The organism is Maribacter luteocoastalis, assembly GCF_048890225.1.
Lineage (GTDB): Bacteria > Bacteroidota > Bacteroidia > Flavobacteriales > Flavobacteriaceae > Maribacter > Maribacter luteocoastalis.
Window position 1 is genome coordinate 640,830 of the sequence record NZ_JBMFZG010000001.1, and the last position, 17,890, is coordinate 658,719.

Genomic DNA, 17,890 nt, shown 5'->3' on the forward strand with positions numbered 1-17,890 from the left:
TGAATGACTAACAAGTAGAGATTAAGCCCTATATTTGCAAAAATTTTTATTGTTGAGCCAATCCCAGATCCAACAACGTTACGCACAGTCTCCCCAAATAGGGAACTTGCAGGAGGCTATTGTCCAAACCCAAGATTCCAGAACAAACCAACAGAAGTATATAGGCCTTAAAGGACTCACGGGTTCTGCCCTTTCATTTGTGTTGGCTGAAATTTTCAATAGACAGGAACAACCTTTTTTAGCCATTTTTAATGATAAGGAAGAAGCTGCCTATTACCTAAACGATCTTGAAAAACTTGTGTCACCGGATGATGTTCTTTTTTATCCCGGTAGTTATCGCAGACCATATCAAATAGAGGAAACGGATAATGCCAATGTACTTTTAAGGGCAGAGGTACTGAACCGCATAAATTCCAGAAAAAAACCTGCAATTATAGTTACCTACCCAGATGCGTTATTTGAAAAAGTAGTCACTAGAAAAGAACTGGATAAGAACACCCTTAAAATGAAACTGGGTGATTCACTTTCACTTGATTTTTTAAACGAGGTATTGTTTGAATATCAATTTAAACGTGTCGATTTTGTAACTGAGCCCGGCGAGTTTTCAGTACGTGGTGGCATCGTAGATGTGTTTTCATTTTCACATGACGAACCCTACCGGATTGAGTTTTTTGGGGATGAGATAGATAGCATCAGAACATTTGATGTAGAAAGTCAGTTGTCTAAGGAAAAAACCAAATCCATCACCATTGTACCAAACATGGCCAACAAGTTTATGGCCGAAAAACGCCAAAGCTTTTTAACCTATGTTTCTTCTAAAACCTTGGTTTATGTGAAGAACACTGATTTACTTTTTGCCCGTTTGGATGATTTCTTTAAAAAGGCGAAAGAAGCTTTTTTAACATTGTCCACCGACATTAAACACGCCGAGCCTAATGAGCTTTTTGTGAACGGCAATGTTTTAAGGGAAAAATTAAATGATTTCACGGTACTTAACTCCGATTCTGGTAAAGACAAAACCCCGTCCATAACTTTCAGCACCAAACCACAGCCGTCTTTCAACAAAAAATTTAATTTGTTGATTTCCAATTTAAACGATTACAGGGCAAAAAAATATACCAATTATATTTTTTGCGCTAGTGAACAACAGGCAAAGCGATTCCATGATATTTTTGAAGAAGTAAATGAAAAAGTACATTACCAAACTTTAGTCTTGCCTTTACACCAAGGTTTTGTAGATGACGATCAAAAACTAGTCTGTTATACAGATCATCAAATTTTTGAACGCTATCATAAGTTTAACCTTAAAAATGGGTACGCTAAAAAACAGGCCATTACCCTAAAGGAATTAAACAAGTTGGAAATTGGGGATTATGTAACCCATATTGATCATGGTATTGGAAAATTTGGCGGGCTTCAAAAAATAGATGTAGAAGGTAATAAGCAAGAAGCTATTAAATTGATGTATGGGGAACGTGATATTTTATATGTTAGCATACATTCACTACATAAAATAACTAAGTTCAATGGAAAAGACGGAGCCCCACCTAAAATTTACAAATTAGGGTCTGGAGCATGGAAAAAAATTAAAAACAAGACCAAGACCAGAGTCAAAAAAATTGCTTTTGACCTCATTAAGGTATATGCGAAAAGACGTTTGGAAAAAGGTTTCCAATACGCACCAGACAGTTACCTCCAAAATGAACTGGAAGCCTCATTTATTTATGAAGATACCCCTGATCAAAGTTCAGCAACGGAAGATGTAAAAAAGGATATGGAAAGTGAGCGTCCCATGGACCGTCTTATTTGTGGTGATGTTGGTTTTGGCAAGACAGAAGTTGCCATACGTGCCGCTTTTAAGGCTGTAGATAATGGTAAACAGGTGGCTGTTCTAGTCCCTACCACTATTTTGGCATTTCAACATCACAGAACATTTTCCGAACGATTAAAGGATATGCCGGTAACGGTAGATTATTTGAACCGATTTAGAACGGCAAAGGAAAAAAAAGAAACGTTAGAAAGATTGGCAGCTGGCAAAGTAGACATCATCATTGGCACACACCAATTAGCTAATAAGAATATTGTTTTCAAAGACCTTGGGCTATTAATTGTTGACGAGGAACAAAAATTTGGGGTTGCCGTAAAGGACAAGTTAAAATCAATAAAAGAAAATGTGGATGTTCTTACACTGACCGCAACTCCCATTCCCCGCACCTTACAATTTAGTTTGATGGCGGCAAGGGACCTATCTACCATTACCACGGCACCACCAAATAGATATCCCATAGAAAGTCATGTGGTAAGATTTACCGAGGAAACGATAAGAGATGCAGTTCGTTATGAGATTGAACGGGGCGGACAAGTATTTTTTATACATAATCGCATTGAAAATATAAAAGAAGTTGCTGGAATGTTGCAGCGTTTGGTGCCTGATGCTAAAATTGGAATTGGCCACGGTCAGATGGAAGGCAAAAAGCTAGAAAATTTAATGTTAGGCTTTATCAATGGGGATTTTGATGTACTAGTTTCTACCACTATTGTAGAAAGCGGTTTAGATGTAACCAATGCCAATACCATTTTTATTAATAATGCCAATAATTTTGGTCTAAGTGACCTGCACCAAATGCGTGGAAGGGTTGGCCGTGGAAATAAAAAAGCCTTCTGTTATTTTATTACACCGCCTTATGAAGTTATGACTCCAGATGCGAGAAAAAGAATTGAGGCCTTAGAGCAATTCACAGAACTTGGTAGCGGATTTAATATTGCCATGAAAGACTTAGAGATACGTGGCGCTGGCGATCTTTTAGGAGGGGAACAAAGTGGATTTATAAATGAAATAGGATTTGAGACCTACCAAAAAATATTGGTGGAAGCTATTGAAGAACTCAAAGAAAATGAATTTAAGGATTTGTATGACGAAGTTGAAGGTCCCCATGAAAAGGTTTTTGTAAAAGAAACGCAAATAGATTCTGATTTTGAACTGTTATTTCCAGATGACTACATTAACAATATAACCGAACGCTTAACCCTATATACCGATTTAAACCAAATTAAGGACGAGAAAGAACTTCAAACATTTGAAGCACAATTAGTTGATCGCTTTGGGCAATTACCTACGCAAGCAGAAGATTTACTAAATTCCGTTCGTATAAAGTGGATTGCCAACGGCATTGGTCTTGAAAAAATTGTAATGAAACAAGGAAAAATGATTGGGTATTTTATAAGTGACCAACAATCGGAATTTTATCAAACACCAAACTTTACTAGAGTATTACAGTATGTACAACACCATACACACAAATGCAAAATAAAAGAAAAAAACACAAGAAATGGCTTACGTTTACTTTTAGTGTTTGAAGGTATAACCAATACGTACAAAGCCTTGGAGGCACTTCATCCTTTTGAAAAAAGAGAAAACGTAACGACATAAAATGAAATTAGATATTTCTGAAAAATTGGCCGTTGTTCATGTTATTGAGTCATTAATTATGGCAGACGGCACAATTCACATTGGCGAAATAAATTCATTGAGTCGCTTAATGCATATTTTGGATTTTGACAGTAACCTTTTGCTACAAGCACGAAATTTAGGCACAGACGTGTATTGGGATGTTCTTAAAGAAATGAGTACAGATAAAAAGAAGCGCCTAGTAGAGATTTTGGAGGAAGTAGCGGCCTCTGATGGTTTTGTACATGAAAAGGAAATTGCAGTAATGAACAATGTTATTTCATTAATTGGTATTGAATATCAAATCACCAATAATTAGCCAGCCTAATCCTTTTTAGTTATTTACTTTCAAAACAAGAGCAAACAACCTATAATTATAAACCTTGCTAAACCTATAAATCTTAAGTTTCCTTCATTTTTTGAAAAAAGTTAATTCTTTTTCTTTTTTTATTTCTAGTATCTTTAGTTGACTTACAACAACCACTAAACCAAAATACAGAATGAAAAATTGGACCTTTCTACTAATATTTAGCTCACTAATCACCCTTTCTTGCAAGCAAAAATCCAATGACACCCTTAAACTAGAAATAACTATTGTCAACGAATTGGCAATAAAAAGAATAGACTCCACTTTAAGCGCATTCGTGAACACAGGGAATATTGCAGGAGTGTCAGCCCTTATATTTGAGCAAGGAGAAGAAGTGTATTATAATGCCTTTGGTTTTGCCGATTTGGAAAACAAGGTGCCAATGGACAGGAATACTATAGTCCAAATTTATTCCATGACAAAGCCCATTACAGGTACCGCTTTAATGACTTTATATGAAGAAGGGAAATTTGAATTGGATGATCCCATTTCAAAATACGCGCCTGAATTTGCCAACATGTCCGTTTACACTGGGGTTGATATAAATGGCGAAGTCTTGACTGAACCTTTGGACAGACCAGTTACTATTAGAGATGTTACCAGGCATACTGCTGGTTTTCCGAACCGTGGAGATATTCCAGGACTAAGTGAACTTTTAGAAGATGCTAAACCTATGGACCGTGAAAATACCCTGAGCCAAATGGGCGAAAAGTTAGGAAAATTACCTTTATGGTTTCAACCAGGTACGCAATGGGAATACGGGCCATCAGTAGATGTACAGGCATTATTGGTAGAGAGAATATCCGGAATCCCCTACGGTAAATACGTACGTGAACATATTCTTGACCCCCTAAATATGAGAGAAACCAGATATTTTATTCCAGAAGGTGATAGGGATAGATTTGCGCGACTTTACATTAGAAAAGGGGAAGGGGAATTACAAAAAGACACCCTTACGTACAGTAACTACACCCAACATTGGCCACTTACCAGAGGTGGTTCTGGTTTGACCTCTACCCTAGATGATTATATGAAGTTTGCCCAGATGTTGGTTAATGGAGGAAGTTCGGATTCAACTAAGGTTTTAAAAGAAGAAACCGTAAAACTAATGGCGACCAATCAATTGGCAGATAGTGTAACGGAGCGATCTTGGTTACCTTCCAAAGGCCAGGTTGGCTTTGGAATTGATTTTGCCGTTAGGGTTGCCCCACCAAAGACACCGGAAGAAAATAATGGCGTCGTAGGGGAATTTTACTGGGACGGTGCAGCATCTACCTTATTCTGGGTTGATCCGGTAAACAAGCTTACCGCTGTGCTTTTTGTTCAATTATTCCCTTATGATCAAATTGGCTTACATAAATCTTTTAGGGATGCCGTGTATGGCCCTTATGAATTTGATGAATAGTACCCTTCAAAAAACAAATAACCTAATCTTATTTATTTATTTACATCATATTAAGCCGTCTAAACTGACCTTGGTCTTGAGTGATATTGTTTTCCTTAATATTAAAAAAACCCAGCAATACTGCCAGGTTTTTATTAAACAACTTTTCTCTGTCAATATTAATCATCAAGTAAATCGATGACATCCCTCATTCTATCTCGTATGGTCTGTGCCAAAACATTGTTGCCATCCTCATCACTAGGTGATATTTCAATAATCCCGTCATTATTGTTATCCGTAGCTTGGCTCAGGTCTATCCCACCAACGGAATTGAACAATAGAGAAAGGTCAAAGTCCAAGACAAGACTTTCGGTATTGCCAGAGATAGAAACATCCACTGTAGGATCTTCAAAATCCACTTCCAATTCGTCCATAAAATTGTGCCAAAATATAAAAGGAACTTCATTGACCGTACCTTTTATAATTATTGATTTATCAAACATTTCACTGCTCTCATCCTTATTTTTGTTAATCTTGAACTCTATTTCTTCATAGCGGCCATTGGGAACGGTTACCTCAACAAAACTAATCTGACCAGCCATTAAATCTAGTGTAAATGGTCCTTCAAGTTTTAGTTCATCTTCAAAATCAAAAGAACCGTCATCGTCCCATAAGTCGTTCGGGTCATTTTCCATTTCTACACCTTCCATATCAATCTCCAGCTCAAATTCCACAAGATTTATTAGAAAATCTGTGACCTCGACACCTTGAGCAACGGAATTAGAAGCAGTTCCCTGTTTGGCAGCTGATGTTGATATGAATGTGCTTTTTGCGCTTAACGCTAGTTTACCATAATCTGAACCGATATTATCCTTAGTACAGGAAATTAAGGTTATTACACTAAATAATAAAAGTCCGAATGGTCGATTTAATAGTTTCATAAGTATTTAATATTTGGGGTTTATGGTTATAGAACAAGCATGAAAGGCTATACCCTACTATTATTCGATTAAATACATATAATTTTAAAGAGGCCTATAGGAAATACCATTAGTTTAAATAGTTATGAATTAAAAGGTTCCATTATTTTCATTAAAACCTAATATTATCAAAATTCTATTTCAAATACTGTACTAATTTTATCAATGGTATTTGCATCTTAAAATCCTAATTTTGGAAATTTTAAACCACATGGTCATTGCTAGAGAAACTTTTCAACTTAAAAATTCCAAGCATGTATTAGGTGTGCTAAAACTCATGGTATTTAATTCCCTGTAAGCAATACACCAACAAAAAAATACTTTATAAATATTTTAACTTTAGATTAAACTGTACTTTGGTTCAATAAATGACTTTATAAACATATGAAACTTTTACATTATATATTTATGTTAACACTTGCCGTTGGTGTTAATGCACAAAACTCGATATCCGGTAATTTTTCACCAGCAAATTCCTTCAAATGGCTAATGGTCTATCGTTTAGATACCAATGGTGCGCAATACATAACCGATACCGCCGTAAAAGACGGCCATTTTTCTTTGACATTACCCAGTTCCGTTTCACCTGGCATCTATAGATTGGTGTATGCCGTACCCCAAGACGAGTATTATATTGACCTAATCTATAACTGTGAGGAAGATATTGTCCTTAATTTTGATTTAAAATCTGGCCTTCAGTTGGTAAGCTCCGTTGAAAATAAACTTTTCATTGAGTACTTTTCAGATATCGATGAAGCGGGAGATAGGTTAATGGATTTCTACAGTACAGGAGAATCAAACGTGCAGAAATACATGCAGTTGGTTAACAACCTTAAACAGATCCAGGATAAGTATGAGTCTGACTCTGAAGGGACCATAGCCAGTCATTTTGTGAAAGCCAATAGACACTATCTACCACAAGGATTTCTACCCCTGAACGAGTATTTGATAAAAAAGAAAAACCACTTTTTTGATGAAATCAATTTTAAGAATACAACCTTACAGGCATCTGAGTTCCTAGCCGATAAAATATTGAATTACCTGTTTTGGGCCGTTCCACCTGGCACAACAGAAAGAAAGGAGCTTGTTCATGAAATTAACAAGAATGCTGACTTTCTTGCCTCCAAGCTACAGGCGGTTCCAGAGCCGTTACAAGTAAGTATTTGGAGTAAGGCATGGAAGAAGGCCAATGAAAATAAGGTCTACGAAGTTTCTGATTATATTTTCAATAATTACTTAAAAAATCTAGCCTTAAAGGAAGGGAATGAAAATTTGATTTCGAATATTGAAACAAAAACAAGGTTACGGATTGGCGCTGTGTCTCCTGAGATAACTTGGGAAGAAGATGGCATGCCCAAATCCTTAACGGGCCTAGATGGTGCCTCCAATTATCTAATTATTTTTTGGAGCAGTACTTGTTCCCATTGCTTAAATGAGCTACCTGGTCTCTATGAAAAATTAAAAAATGTAAAAAGCTTGCAAGTGGTTGCGGTAGGACTAGAGGACAACGCAGAAAACTGGAAGAAAACCATACCAATTTTAGCAGGGTTTCACCATGCAATTGCATTGGAAAAATGGGACAGTAAGTATGTTAAAACCTTTGATATTCACCAAACACCCTCATACTATATATTGGACAATGACAAACGAATAGTTGCCAGGCCAGAAAACAGTGAAGATGTTATCGATTATTTAAGCGCCAAATAAAAACTAATTATTATAGCCCCTTTAGGTCTTTTATGGTCTTAAAAGCAATATCTACCTGCTCATCATTTACCAAAATAGTAAATTCGTTGGTAGTGGATATAACCTCATAAAGCACTATCCCTTCCCAAGCCAAACGCTGAAAAATAAAGTAATAAATACCTGGCACAGATACATTCTCAGCAGGAAGTTTTACAGTTATAGATGAAAGGTCTTCCGCCTTTTGGGTACACTTCTCATCTTTAAACAATTCCTCAACAGTCTTGTCCATTATATTGCTAATAACAATGTTTATTTCATTAACACCTCTAGAGGATGTGTAGAATACATCTTTGTTATTATTAATCTCTTCCAACAATTTTGCTTGTTGAACTAGAATACGGTCCGATGCTAAAAAAGTATAGTCCGTTAATGAGGAGCGAACAGTAATTTCTCCAATATTCTTTAATACTTTTAAAATTTTATGGGTTGCCCTAAATTCCAAATCATCAGATAAACGCTTTAACGCCATCACTATAGCGCCATTACGAATGTCCTTACCCAATTCCTCTTCTATCTCCGGTTTTACTATTCTAGATAAGGATGTTAAATTTATAATTCCTTGTCCCAAAGCACTTTGAAGGAAAGGTTTTTTCTTAATATACTGTTCTACTACGGATGATATTGTCTTCATAATTTCTAGGTTGCATGCAAATATAACAACTTGTTATAAATAAAACAAAATGTTTTTAAATTAATATCTACAACTTTGAATCTATTTTAAAAATGGTAAAAAGCACCTTCCATATGCTCTAACTCAAACCTAGACTTATTTTTCAAAATAGTAATTACATCAAAACGGATTTCCATATCTAAATCTTGATCAATAACATAATGATCTGCAGCCGTAACCAAAAGCTTAATTTTTTTTGGTGTTATGGTTTCTCCTATGTTTTCAATAAAATCTGTACTTCTGGAACGAACTTCAATTATGGCAATTATACTATCCTTTTCAGCAATAATGTCAATTTCTGCCTTTAAATACCTATAATTTCTAAAGCGAATCTTATATCCATTTTTTTGCAGATGCCGCACAGCTATTTCTTCACCTTCTTTTCCAAAATCATTATGCTTTCCCATAAAATTGCATTAAAAACATGTAGTTCGTCGAAAATATATGCCCCTTACCGTCTTTTTTAAAAAAGAGACCGTAGTTTTATATCCCAGTTAACGAAAATAAGGGGAATGGCATACTAACCCAAATTTCGTATCGTTAAATAGAAGCCCCAACTCTATGAACGTAAATTACTAACGCCATACCAAAGACTATGGAATATTTCATTAATTGTAATACTTCTACTCTTGCACCTTACAATGCCCCTTTAGACCAGCTAAGAGCATCCCATCTATACAGACGGCTAGGTTTTAGTGCTTCTGTTGAAACCATAAATCAGGCAGTTGGACAAAATGCAGGTACTTTAGTAGACAGCCTTGTTGACCAAGCGGTAAACATGGCTCCAATTCCTACACCAGCATGGGCCAATTGGACAAATGCAGATTATCCGGCAGATGATGATGCAAGAAGACAGCTGGTAAATCAACAGCGCTCCGAATTTGCATTAAACTATGCAAATGGAATGCTTAACAATAATCTTAGTGATAGATTAAGCTTTTTTTGGAGTAACCATTTTGTTACTGAGTTAGATGTTTATGAATGTAATTCATTTCTGTATGAATATATAAACTGTCTTCAAAGAAACGCTATTGGAAATTTCAGAACCTTTGTTAGTGAAATAGGTTTAACCAATGCCATGCTTTATTACTTAGATGGTGTTTACAATAATGGTAATAACCCTAACGAGAATTATGCCCGTGAACTTTATGAACTTTTTAGTTTAGGTGACGGTAATGGGTATACTGAGGATGACATTATAGAAACGGCAAAAGCACTTAGCGGCTATGTAGAACGAGGCGAGATAGGCTGTTCCCCAGTAACTTTTAGAGCCGATGCACATGATGCTGGCGCCAAGACAATTTTTGGCCAAACAGGAAACTGGGGGTATGATGATGTCATTACTATTTTATTTCAACAGAGATCCAATGAAATTGCTTCATTTATATGTCTAAAACTATATGAATTCTTTGTTCATCCAGATTCAAATGATGATGCCGGAAATGCACAAGCTATAATTTCTGGTATGGCCACTACCTTTGTTGCAAACAATTTTGAGATTGCGCCAGTTTTAAGACAACTCTTTAAAAGTGAACACTTTTTTGATGATGAGGCTATAGGTGTTATCATAAAAAGTCCGTATGATTTTTATTTGAATACATTAAAAGAGACTAATTTCGCTTATAACGACACCATAATAAGTGAAATAATCAATTACAGTGGCTTACTGAGCCAAGAACTTTTTGACCCTGTGGATGTTGCGGGTTGGCAACGAAACAGAACCTGGATCAATACCAATTTTATAATTGGTCGCTGGTTAACCATAGAAAGTATGTTGGAAGCCTTTTACCAGGCCAATAACGAACAATATAGAGACCTGGGATTGTCCATTTCAGGAAATGCCGGTCTCACAAGCACAAACCCCGATGTGGTTGCTAGACTAATAATTGATTTTATCCTTCCAAAAGGTCTTCTTAATGAAAGTGAGTATGATAAAGCCTTTGCTATTTTTAGGAGTGATGTAGAGGAGGTGTACTACGAAGGTGGAAATCAAGAATCTTGGACCTTGGCCACTTGGCCACAGGCACCATACCAAGTGTATCTATTAATGCAATACTTGGCTAGACAACCAGAGTTTCAATTAAAATAACAACACCTACTACTATGTGCAATACACACCATTCACCTCATAAAGGCCTAGAACATGATGGTCATGATCATGAACATCAGTACTGGAGCAGACGTTCTTTTCTACAAGCTTTGGGAATCGCAGGTTCTGGTTCCATGATGCTGGGCGCAAATATGTTAACAGCATCTGCCCCTTCCCCATTATCCGCAGGTATCGCAGCCGCTGAAACAGACAACATTCTTATTCTAATTCGTCTTTCAGGCGGTAATGATGGTTTAAGTACCGTTATCCCCATAGAACAGTATGACAGCTATGCCAATGCAAGACCTAATATTTACATCCCAGAAAGTAAGGTTTTAAAGCTTACGGATGAGTTTGGTGTACCATCTTATATGAGCGCCCTGGAACCTATGTGGGGCAATGGGCAGTTTAAAGCAGTACACGGCGTAGGGTATGAAGGCCAAAGTCTCTCCCACTTTACCGGCTCTGATATTTTTGCAAATACCGATTTGACTACCACTGGTTTCAGTGGCTTGAATACAGGCTGGATGGGCAGGCATTTTGAAAATATATATCCAGATTATTTAGTGAATCCGCCAGCTGCCCCAGCTGCCATTCAAATAGGGCAATTCGGAAGTTTGGTTTTTCAAGGTGAAGAGACAAATTACGCTTTTGTAACCTCCAATATTAACCAGTTAGAAGAAATAGCAGCATCTGGTGTTGTGTATGGTTTAGATAATTCGCTTTTTAATGATTGTATGTATGGAGACCAATTAAAGTTCTTAAGAGGGGTCGCCAATACAACCTACGAGTATTCAGGATTGATTCATGAAGCTTATCAAAGAGGTGAAGCCCTAGGTTGTGGTATTGAATATCAAGACAACTCCTTTGCTAGACAATTATCGGTTATTTCAAAATTGATCAAAGGTAATTTAGGCACCAAGGTTTATATGATTTCCATGGGTGGTTTTGACACACATGGCAACCAGCCTCTGGCACATGAGAGATTAATGTCCAACCTTTCAATTGCCATTACTAGTTTTTATGAGGACTTAGCTTGTACACAACAAGACGATAAGGTATTGAGTATGACTTTTTCAGAATTTGGTCGTCGTATTTTTGAAAATGGGTCAAATGGCACCGATCATGGCAAGGCTGCCCCAACCCTATTCTTTGGGTCAGGTTTAAATGGCAGTGCCTTTGTAGGTGACCACCCAACCTTGGATAACCCGGACGGACGTGGAAATCTAGAATACACGATGGACTTCAGGGATTTATATGCAACCGTTTTGGCAGAGTGGCTCTGCGTAGACATTCCTTTGGTAGAACAACATTTATTGGACCACCCCTATGCTCCCGTAAACTTAGGTTTCAATTGTAGCGGTGTAGATTTTCCGGATATTGTATATAGTGATGGCGACGTAACCCCGCCAACACCTCCAGATGAAGAAGGCACAGATCCAATAGATCCAAATATCTTAAATGCCATAGTGCATAAGCCGTTCTACCCAACGGATAGCACACCACATATATACTTGGAAATGCCTTTTACCGCACAGGTAGACATACAATTATATAACATTTTAGGGCAGCATGTAGGTACCGTCTTCAACGAGATGATGCTAGAGGGCTCCACAGAGATTAACATACGAGAGCGCATGCCCAAGCAACTATCTACTGGCAAGTACATTTATCGCATAAGCGTACAGAATCAAAAGATGAGTAAGTCAGTTATGGTAGCTTAATCTGTTTCCCCACTATGCAACTTAACCTTCGGTAGTATCTCTATGGTACACCGAGGGTTTCTCTTTTTTTAAGAAGCACTATTCCACCGATATAAAAATCTTTATTTTTGTGGCTTAAATAAAATTGATGTCCACAACAAACACCCCAAAAAGATATACCATTACCGCAGCATTACCTTACACTAATGGCCCAATACACATTGGTCATTTAGCAGGAGTTTATGTGCCCGCGGATATTTATACCAGATACCTTCGTTTAACAGGTAAAGATGTTGTCTTTGTTTGTGGAAGTGATGAACATGGTGTGGCTATTTCCATGAAGGCCAAAAAGGAAGGCATTTCACCAAAAGATGTCATTGACAAGTACCATGGTATTATAAAGCAATCCTTCGCCGATTTCGGTATTGCCTTTGATAATTACTCTAGGACATCTGCACCAATTCATCATGAAACAGCTTCCAATTTTTTTAAAAAGCTGTATGAACAAGGTGATTTTATAGAAGAAACTACGGCCCAGCTATATGACGAGGAAGCTAAACAATTTTTGGCAGATAGATTTGTAATTGGTACTTGCCCAAAGTGTGGAAACGAGGAGGCCTATGGTGACCAATGTGAAAACTGTGGGTCATCATTGAATGCCACAGACCTTATAAATCCTAAATCAACGATTACCGGAACGGTTCCAACCACTAAGGAAACTACACATTGGTTTTTACCCCTAAATAGATATGAGGATTTTCTAAGGAAATGGATTTTAGAAGGCCATAAAGACGACTGGAAACCTAATGTATATGGACAATGCAAATCATGGATAGATGGTGGCTTGGAACCAAGGGCAGTAACTAGGGATTTAGATTGGGGTATACCGGTACCTGTAAAAGGTGGTGAAGGGAAAGTACTTTATGTTTGGTTTGACGCGCCTATTGGCTATATTTCATCCACTAAAGAATGGGCCGCACGAGAAGGCAAGGATTGGGAACCATACTGGAAAGATAAAGACACCAAACTGTTGCACTTTATAGGCAAGGACAATATTGTTTTTCACTGTATCATATTTCCGGCCATTTTAAAAGCCCATGGAGATTATATACTACCGGATAATGTGCCGGCGAATGAGTTTTTAAACCTAGAGGGCAATAAACTCTCAACATCAAAAAATTGGGCCGTTTGGCTTCATGAATATTTGGTAGATTTTCCTGATATGCAAGATGTATTGCGGTATACTTTAACAGCAAATGCACCCGAAACCAAGGACAATGACTTTACCTGGAAGGATTTTCAGGCCAGAAACAACAATGAGCTAGTTGCCATATTTGGGAATTTCATCAACCGCGTGGTAGTTCTAACCAATAAATATTATAACGGCATAGTTCCAGCACCATCTGAGTTCTCAACCGTAGATTTAGAGACCTTGGAAATGCTTAAAAAATATCCCGGTATTATTTCAAGTTCTTTGGAACGTTATAGATTTAGGGAAGCAGGACAAGAATTAATGAACCTTGCACGTTTGGGAAATAAATATTTGGCAGATGAAGAACCATGGAAGGTGATAAAACAAGATGAGGAACGTGTTAAGACCATCATGTTTGTTGCTTTACAAATTGCAACGGGCTTGGCTATTTTAAGTGAACCTTTTTTGCCGTTTACATCTGAGAAACTTAAGAATATATTGAACATCGCTTCGGCTCCGCTCAGCGACCATAATTTAGAGACTGAGCATAGTCGAAGTCTGGGATGGGATGATATCTCTAAGTCCGATGTTTTGCTACCGGCCAAACATCAAATTAACAAAGCGGAATTACTGTTTAGAAAAGTTGAGGATGCTGAAATACAGACGCAGCTAGATAAACTTGAGGCTACTAAAAAAGCAAATGACCTAGAAAATAAAGTACTTATGTCACAAAAAGATACGATTACCTTCGATGATTTTTCTAAACTGGACATGCGCGTGGGTACTATAGTAGAAGCTGAAAAAATGGCTAAAGCAAAAAAATTATTAGTACTTAAGGTTGATACTGGATTAGACACAAGAACTATTGTTTCAGGTATTGCCGAAAGTTTTTCCCCAGAAAAAATCATCGGAAAAAAAGTAACGGTTCTTATCAATTTAGCACCAAGGGCATTACGAGGTATTGAGAGTGAGGGAATGATCCTCATGACCGAAAATGCAGAAGGTAAATTGGTATTTGTTAATCCTGATGAGGATGGGGTTACAAATGGGCTTACTATTAGTTAAGCAAATCCTTTATTTAATTCATATTTCAAATGAAGATTACCGAAAATAATACTTTGGTCAAGTATGTTATACGACACACCCAACTACCAGAAAATGGCATACAAAACACCATAGCGCTCTTGAACCAAGACTGCACCGTACCATTTATATCTCGTTACAGAAAAGAAAAGACCGGCAATCTAGATGAGGTGCAGATAGGTGAAATAGTAAAGTACAAAGAGTTATTTGACGCACTAAGCAAAAGAAAACAGGCAATACTAAAAGCTGTTGAAGAACAGGGTGTATTAACTCCAGAACTTAAATCAAAATTTGAATCGGCAGTCGATTTGACCCAATTGGAAGACCTGTACCTTCCCTTTAAAAAAAGTAAAAAAACCAAAGCGGAAGTAGCCCGTAAACAAGGCTTGGAACCTTTGGCAAAAATCATCATGGCGCAACGTTCGGATAATATTGATTATTTAGCCTCAAAATACCTATCCAGTGAAATCGTGAATGAAGATATGGCACTGGAAGGTGCCCGACATATTATTTCTGAATGGATAAATGAACGTACCGATATTCGCAACCAAGTACGTAACCAGTTAGAGCGATTTGCCATTATTACCACCAAGGTCATTGGAACAAAAAAAGACAACACCTCTGCTCCGCTCGGCACAAGCGAAAAAGCACAAAAATACCGTGATTATTTTGACTGGAGCGAACCATTAAATCGGTGTCCGTCGCATCGTTTATTGGCCATCCTACGTGCGGAATCGGAGAAGTTTATCCGGGTTAAAATAGAATTGGATGATGAGAGATTATTGGAAAGAATTGAAAATAGGCTAGTAAAGTCTAATAACGATTGTACAAAACATATCCAATTGGCTATCACAGATGCCTACAAGCGTTTATTATTTCCTTCCCTCTCCAATGAGTTATTGAAAAATGCCAAAGAAAAAGCAGATGATGAGGCCATTATGGTATTTTCAAAAAATTTAAGACAGCTGCTATTGGGTGCGCCATTGGGCGAAAAAAGAATTTTGGCTATAGACCCAGGGTTTAGAACAGGTTGCAAAGTGGTCTGTTTAGATGCCCAAGGCAACCTAAAACACAACGAAACTATATTTCCGCACGCACCGCAGAATGATTTTTCTGGTGCAATAAAAAAAATAAGCACCTTGGCCGATGCTTACAAAATAGAGGCCATTGCCATAGGAAACGGAACCGCTTCAAGAGAAACGGAACAACTGGTTAAAAAAATACAATTTAAAAATCCTATTGAGGTTTTTGTGGTTAGTGAGGCAGGTGCCTCTATCTATTCCGCCTCCAAGATTGCCAGGGATGAATTTCCCAATTATGATGTTACCGTACGTGGGGCCGTTTCTATTGGTAGACGACTTGCAGACCCCTTGGCAGAATTGGTAAAGATTGACCCTAAATCTATTGGTGTAGGTCAATACCAGCACGATGTAGACCAAAACAAGCTAAAAACAAGCTTGGACACGGTTGTGGAGAGCTGTGTAAACGCCATTGGGGTGAACATAAATACAGCCAGCGTGCCTCTGTTGAGCTATGTATCCGGCATAGGCCATAAACTAGCAGAGAATATTGTTGAAAAACGCACTGAATTGGGTGGATTTAAGAATAGGGATGAAATTAAAAATGTACCCCGATTGGGTGACAAGGCTTTTGAACAAGGGGCCGCTTTTTTACGAATTAAAGATGCCACAAACCCTTTGGATGATTCTGCAGTGCACCCAGAGAGTTACACTGTGGTTCAAAAAATGGCAAAAGACCATAACATAAAAATATCAGGGTTAATTGGCAATAAAGCAGTATTGAAAAGCATAACGCCAGAAAAATATGTGACCGACAACTTTGGGTTGCCCACCTTACAAGATATTCTTAGCGAATTGGAAAAACCAGGGGTTGACCGTAGGGAGAAGGCTAAAACATTTACTTTTAACCAAAACATAAAAACTATTAAAGACATTAGCGAAGGTCAACTGCTACCAGGCATCGTAAATAACATTACCAACTTTGGATGTTTTGTAGATATTGGCATCAAGGAAAGTGGCCTTATCCATGTTTCCAATTTGGCAGACACTTTTGTAAAAGATGTTAATCAGCATGTACATCTTAATCAGCAAATTATTGTAAAAGTGTTACAAGTTGATGTTCCCAGAAAAAGAATTCAGCTTAAGCTACATAAGTAATAAACGTTACTTTAAATAGAACCAAAATTATGGATCACGTTAAATAATATAATATTAGAGCACTTTTTTATCTTGACTTTTAATAGTTTAGTGATCTTAAATCTTTCATTTTGAAATACACATTTCTCTTCTTTTGCTTCTTTTCATATTTACTGAATGCCCAAAATACGGTACATGATTCTGTAGATACCAGGTGGGAAATGTTCACCTATGACATGGGGAATGTATTTAAAGGCATGGGGCATTCCTATAGTAGGCCCTTACATTGGAAAGGGAATGACTGGACTAAATTTGGATATGTTTTGGGCGGCACAGGAATAAGTTATTTGATTGATACACCTACAAGCGACTATTTTGTTGGCATTAAGGAAGATGTACCAAAGTTTATACGTGACTATGGCTTTGAATATGGTAGCCCAGAAAATAATTATATGATAACCGGTGCTGTTTATTTATCGGGCCTTATCACCAAAAACGAAAAGTTAAGGAGAACTGGCGTATTGTTAATATCCTCTGCATCCTCAGCTGGACTTTTACAACAAATCTTAAAATCGGCCGTAGGTAGGGCAAGACCACTAAGTGGCCAAAACAAGGACACCTATAAACCGTTATGGGCTGGTGACAGACAATACCATTCTTTCCCTTCTGGACACGCCATACTGGCAATGACCAATGCACATGCCATTGCAAAGCAATTTAAAAATATTTGGGTAAAGACGGGTATTTACACACTAGGTTCAGTCCCAGCGATATCCCGTTTATGGGAAGGCAAACACTGGTTATCAGATGTAGTATTAGGTGTGGCTATTAGTATTTTTACCGTAGAATCAATAGATCGTTACTTAGATTCCAAATATGACCAGAAATATAATGACAGCTCCAAAAAAGTAGCGTGGGACCTCAGCTTTGGACCAGGACAAGTAGGTTTAAACATAGCATTTTAAAATGCCCGTTGGCAAAAAAGATAGCAATGCAAATTACCAGTGCCACTACTCCAACCCCAAGCGGATTTATATAGTTGAATCCATATATACGGTTAATAAAGGATTTT

Annotated in this window: 12 protein-coding genes; 9 read left to right on the top strand and 3 right to left on the bottom strand. The window is 37.5% G+C overall.

From position 1 onward, the window contains the following. Positions 1-52 precede the first annotated feature (52 nt). The 3 genes from mfd to ACOCEA_RS02730 all read left to right on the top strand — a co-directional run bounded on the left by mfd (position 53) and on the right by ACOCEA_RS02730 (position 5,220). Entirely contained in the window at positions 53-3,430 is a 3,378-nt protein-coding gene (gene mfd / locus ACOCEA_RS02720) for a transcription-repair coupling factor (protein WP_420754658.1), read from the top strand. A gap of 1 nt (position 3,431) precedes the next feature. Next, positions 3,432-3,767, top strand: coding sequence for a TerB family tellurite resistance protein (locus tag ACOCEA_RS02725; protein ID WP_420754659.1), 336 nt, complete (start codon positions 3,432-3,434; stop codon positions 3,765-3,767). A 181-nt stretch (positions 3,768-3,948) separates the two neighbouring features. Then, entirely contained in the window at positions 3,949-5,220 is a 1,272-nt protein-coding gene (locus tag ACOCEA_RS02730; RefSeq protein WP_420754660.1) for a serine hydrolase domain-containing protein, read from the top strand. Positions 5,221-5,378: 158 nt separating this feature from the next. Here ACOCEA_RS02730 and ACOCEA_RS02735 read toward each other — a convergent pair whose 3' ends face one another. After that, positions 5,379-6,140, bottom strand: coding sequence for a hypothetical protein (locus tag ACOCEA_RS02735; protein WP_420754661.1), 762 nt, complete (start codon positions 6,138-6,140; stop codon positions 5,379-5,381). A 423-nt stretch (positions 6,141-6,563) separates the two neighbouring features. Here ACOCEA_RS02735 and ACOCEA_RS02740 point away from each other — a divergent pair, with 423 nt between their 5' ends. Continuing rightward, the gene (locus ACOCEA_RS02740; protein ID WP_420754662.1) at positions 6,564-7,886 is read left to right on the top strand and encodes a thioredoxin-like domain-containing protein; all 1,323 of its coding nucleotides are present in this window, start codon (positions 6,564-6,566) and stop codon (positions 7,884-7,886) included. A gap of 10 nt (positions 7,887-7,896) precedes the next feature. On the opposite strand, the gene ACOCEA_RS02745 is transcribed toward ACOCEA_RS02740, so the two are convergent. Both ACOCEA_RS02745 and ACOCEA_RS02750 read right to left on the bottom strand, forming a co-directional pair. Continuing rightward, positions 7,897-8,556 carry an aspartate kinase gene (locus ACOCEA_RS02745; protein ID WP_420754663.1) on the bottom strand — a complete coding sequence of 220 codons (660 nt, stop codon included), beginning with the start codon at positions 8,554-8,556 and terminating at the stop codon, positions 7,897-7,899. A gap of 86 nt (positions 8,557-8,642) precedes the next feature. Next, positions 8,643-9,002: a YraN family protein gene (locus tag ACOCEA_RS02750; protein WP_420754664.1), complete on the bottom strand. Its 360-nt coding sequence runs from the start codon at positions 9,000-9,002 to the stop codon at positions 8,643-8,645. Between the two features lie 188 nt (positions 9,003-9,190). Between ACOCEA_RS02750 and ACOCEA_RS02755 the strand changes: the two genes are divergently transcribed. The 5 genes from ACOCEA_RS02755 (at position 9,191) to ACOCEA_RS02775 (ending at position 17,783) form a co-directional block, all read left to right on the top strand. Next, positions 9,191-10,684 carry a DUF1800 domain-containing protein gene (locus tag ACOCEA_RS02755; protein ID WP_420754665.1) on the top strand — a complete coding sequence of 498 codons (1,494 nt, stop codon included), beginning with the start codon at positions 9,191-9,193 and terminating at the stop codon, positions 10,682-10,684. A gap of 14 nt (positions 10,685-10,698) precedes the next feature. After that, entirely contained in the window at positions 10,699-12,408 is a 1,710-nt protein-coding gene (locus tag ACOCEA_RS02760) for a DUF1501 domain-containing protein (RefSeq protein WP_420754666.1), read from the top strand. A gap of 127 nt (positions 12,409-12,535) precedes the next feature. After that, positions 12,536-14,644, top strand: coding sequence for a methionine--tRNA ligase (metG, locus tag ACOCEA_RS02765; RefSeq protein ID WP_420754667.1), 2,109 nt, complete (start codon positions 12,536-12,538; stop codon positions 14,642-14,644). Between the two features lie 29 nt (positions 14,645-14,673). After that, positions 14,674-16,839, top strand: a complete 2,166-nt coding sequence (locus ACOCEA_RS02770; RefSeq protein ID WP_420754668.1) for a Tex family protein — start codon at positions 14,674-14,676, stop codon at positions 16,837-16,839. A gap of 110 nt (positions 16,840-16,949) precedes the next feature. After that, the gene (locus tag ACOCEA_RS02775) at positions 16,950-17,783 is read left to right on the top strand and encodes a phosphatase PAP2 family protein (protein ID WP_420754669.1); all 834 of its coding nucleotides are present in this window, start codon (positions 16,950-16,952) and stop codon (positions 17,781-17,783) included. The last annotated feature ends 107 nt before the right edge of the window (positions 17,784-17,890 follow it).

Bases quoted from the DNA above. Each gene is read 5' to 3' on its own strand.
- ACOCEA_RS02725 (WP_420754659.1), top strand. From the start codon at position 3,432: ATGAAATTAGATATTTCTGAAAAATTGGCCGTTGTTCATGTTATTGAG.
- ACOCEA_RS02730 (WP_420754660.1), top strand. From the start codon at position 3,949: ATGAAAAATTGGACCTTTCTACTAATATTTAGCTCACTAATCACCCTT.
- ACOCEA_RS02735 (WP_420754661.1), bottom strand. From the start codon at position 6,140: ATGAAACTATTAAATCGACCATTCGGACTTTTATTATTTAGTGTAATA.
- ACOCEA_RS02740 (WP_420754662.1), top strand. From the start codon at position 6,564: ATGAAACTTTTACATTATATATTTATGTTAACACTTGCCGTTGGTGTT.
- ACOCEA_RS02745 (WP_420754663.1), bottom strand. From the start codon at position 8,556: ATGAAGACAATATCATCCGTAGTAGAACAGTATATTAAGAAAAAACCT.
- ACOCEA_RS02750 (WP_420754664.1), bottom strand. From the start codon at position 9,002: ATGGGAAAGCATAATGATTTTGGAAAAGAAGGTGAAGAAATAGCTGTG.
- ACOCEA_RS02755 (WP_420754665.1), top strand. From the start codon at position 9,191: ATGGAATATTTCATTAATTGTAATACTTCTACTCTTGCACCTTACAAT.
- ACOCEA_RS02760 (WP_420754666.1), top strand. From the start codon at position 10,699: ATGTGCAATACACACCATTCACCTCATAAAGGCCTAGAACATGATGGT.
- metG (WP_420754667.1), top strand. From the start codon at position 12,536: ATGTCCACAACAAACACCCCAAAAAGATATACCATTACCGCAGCATTA.
- ACOCEA_RS02770 (WP_420754668.1), top strand. From the start codon at position 14,674: ATGAAGATTACCGAAAATAATACTTTGGTCAAGTATGTTATACGACAC.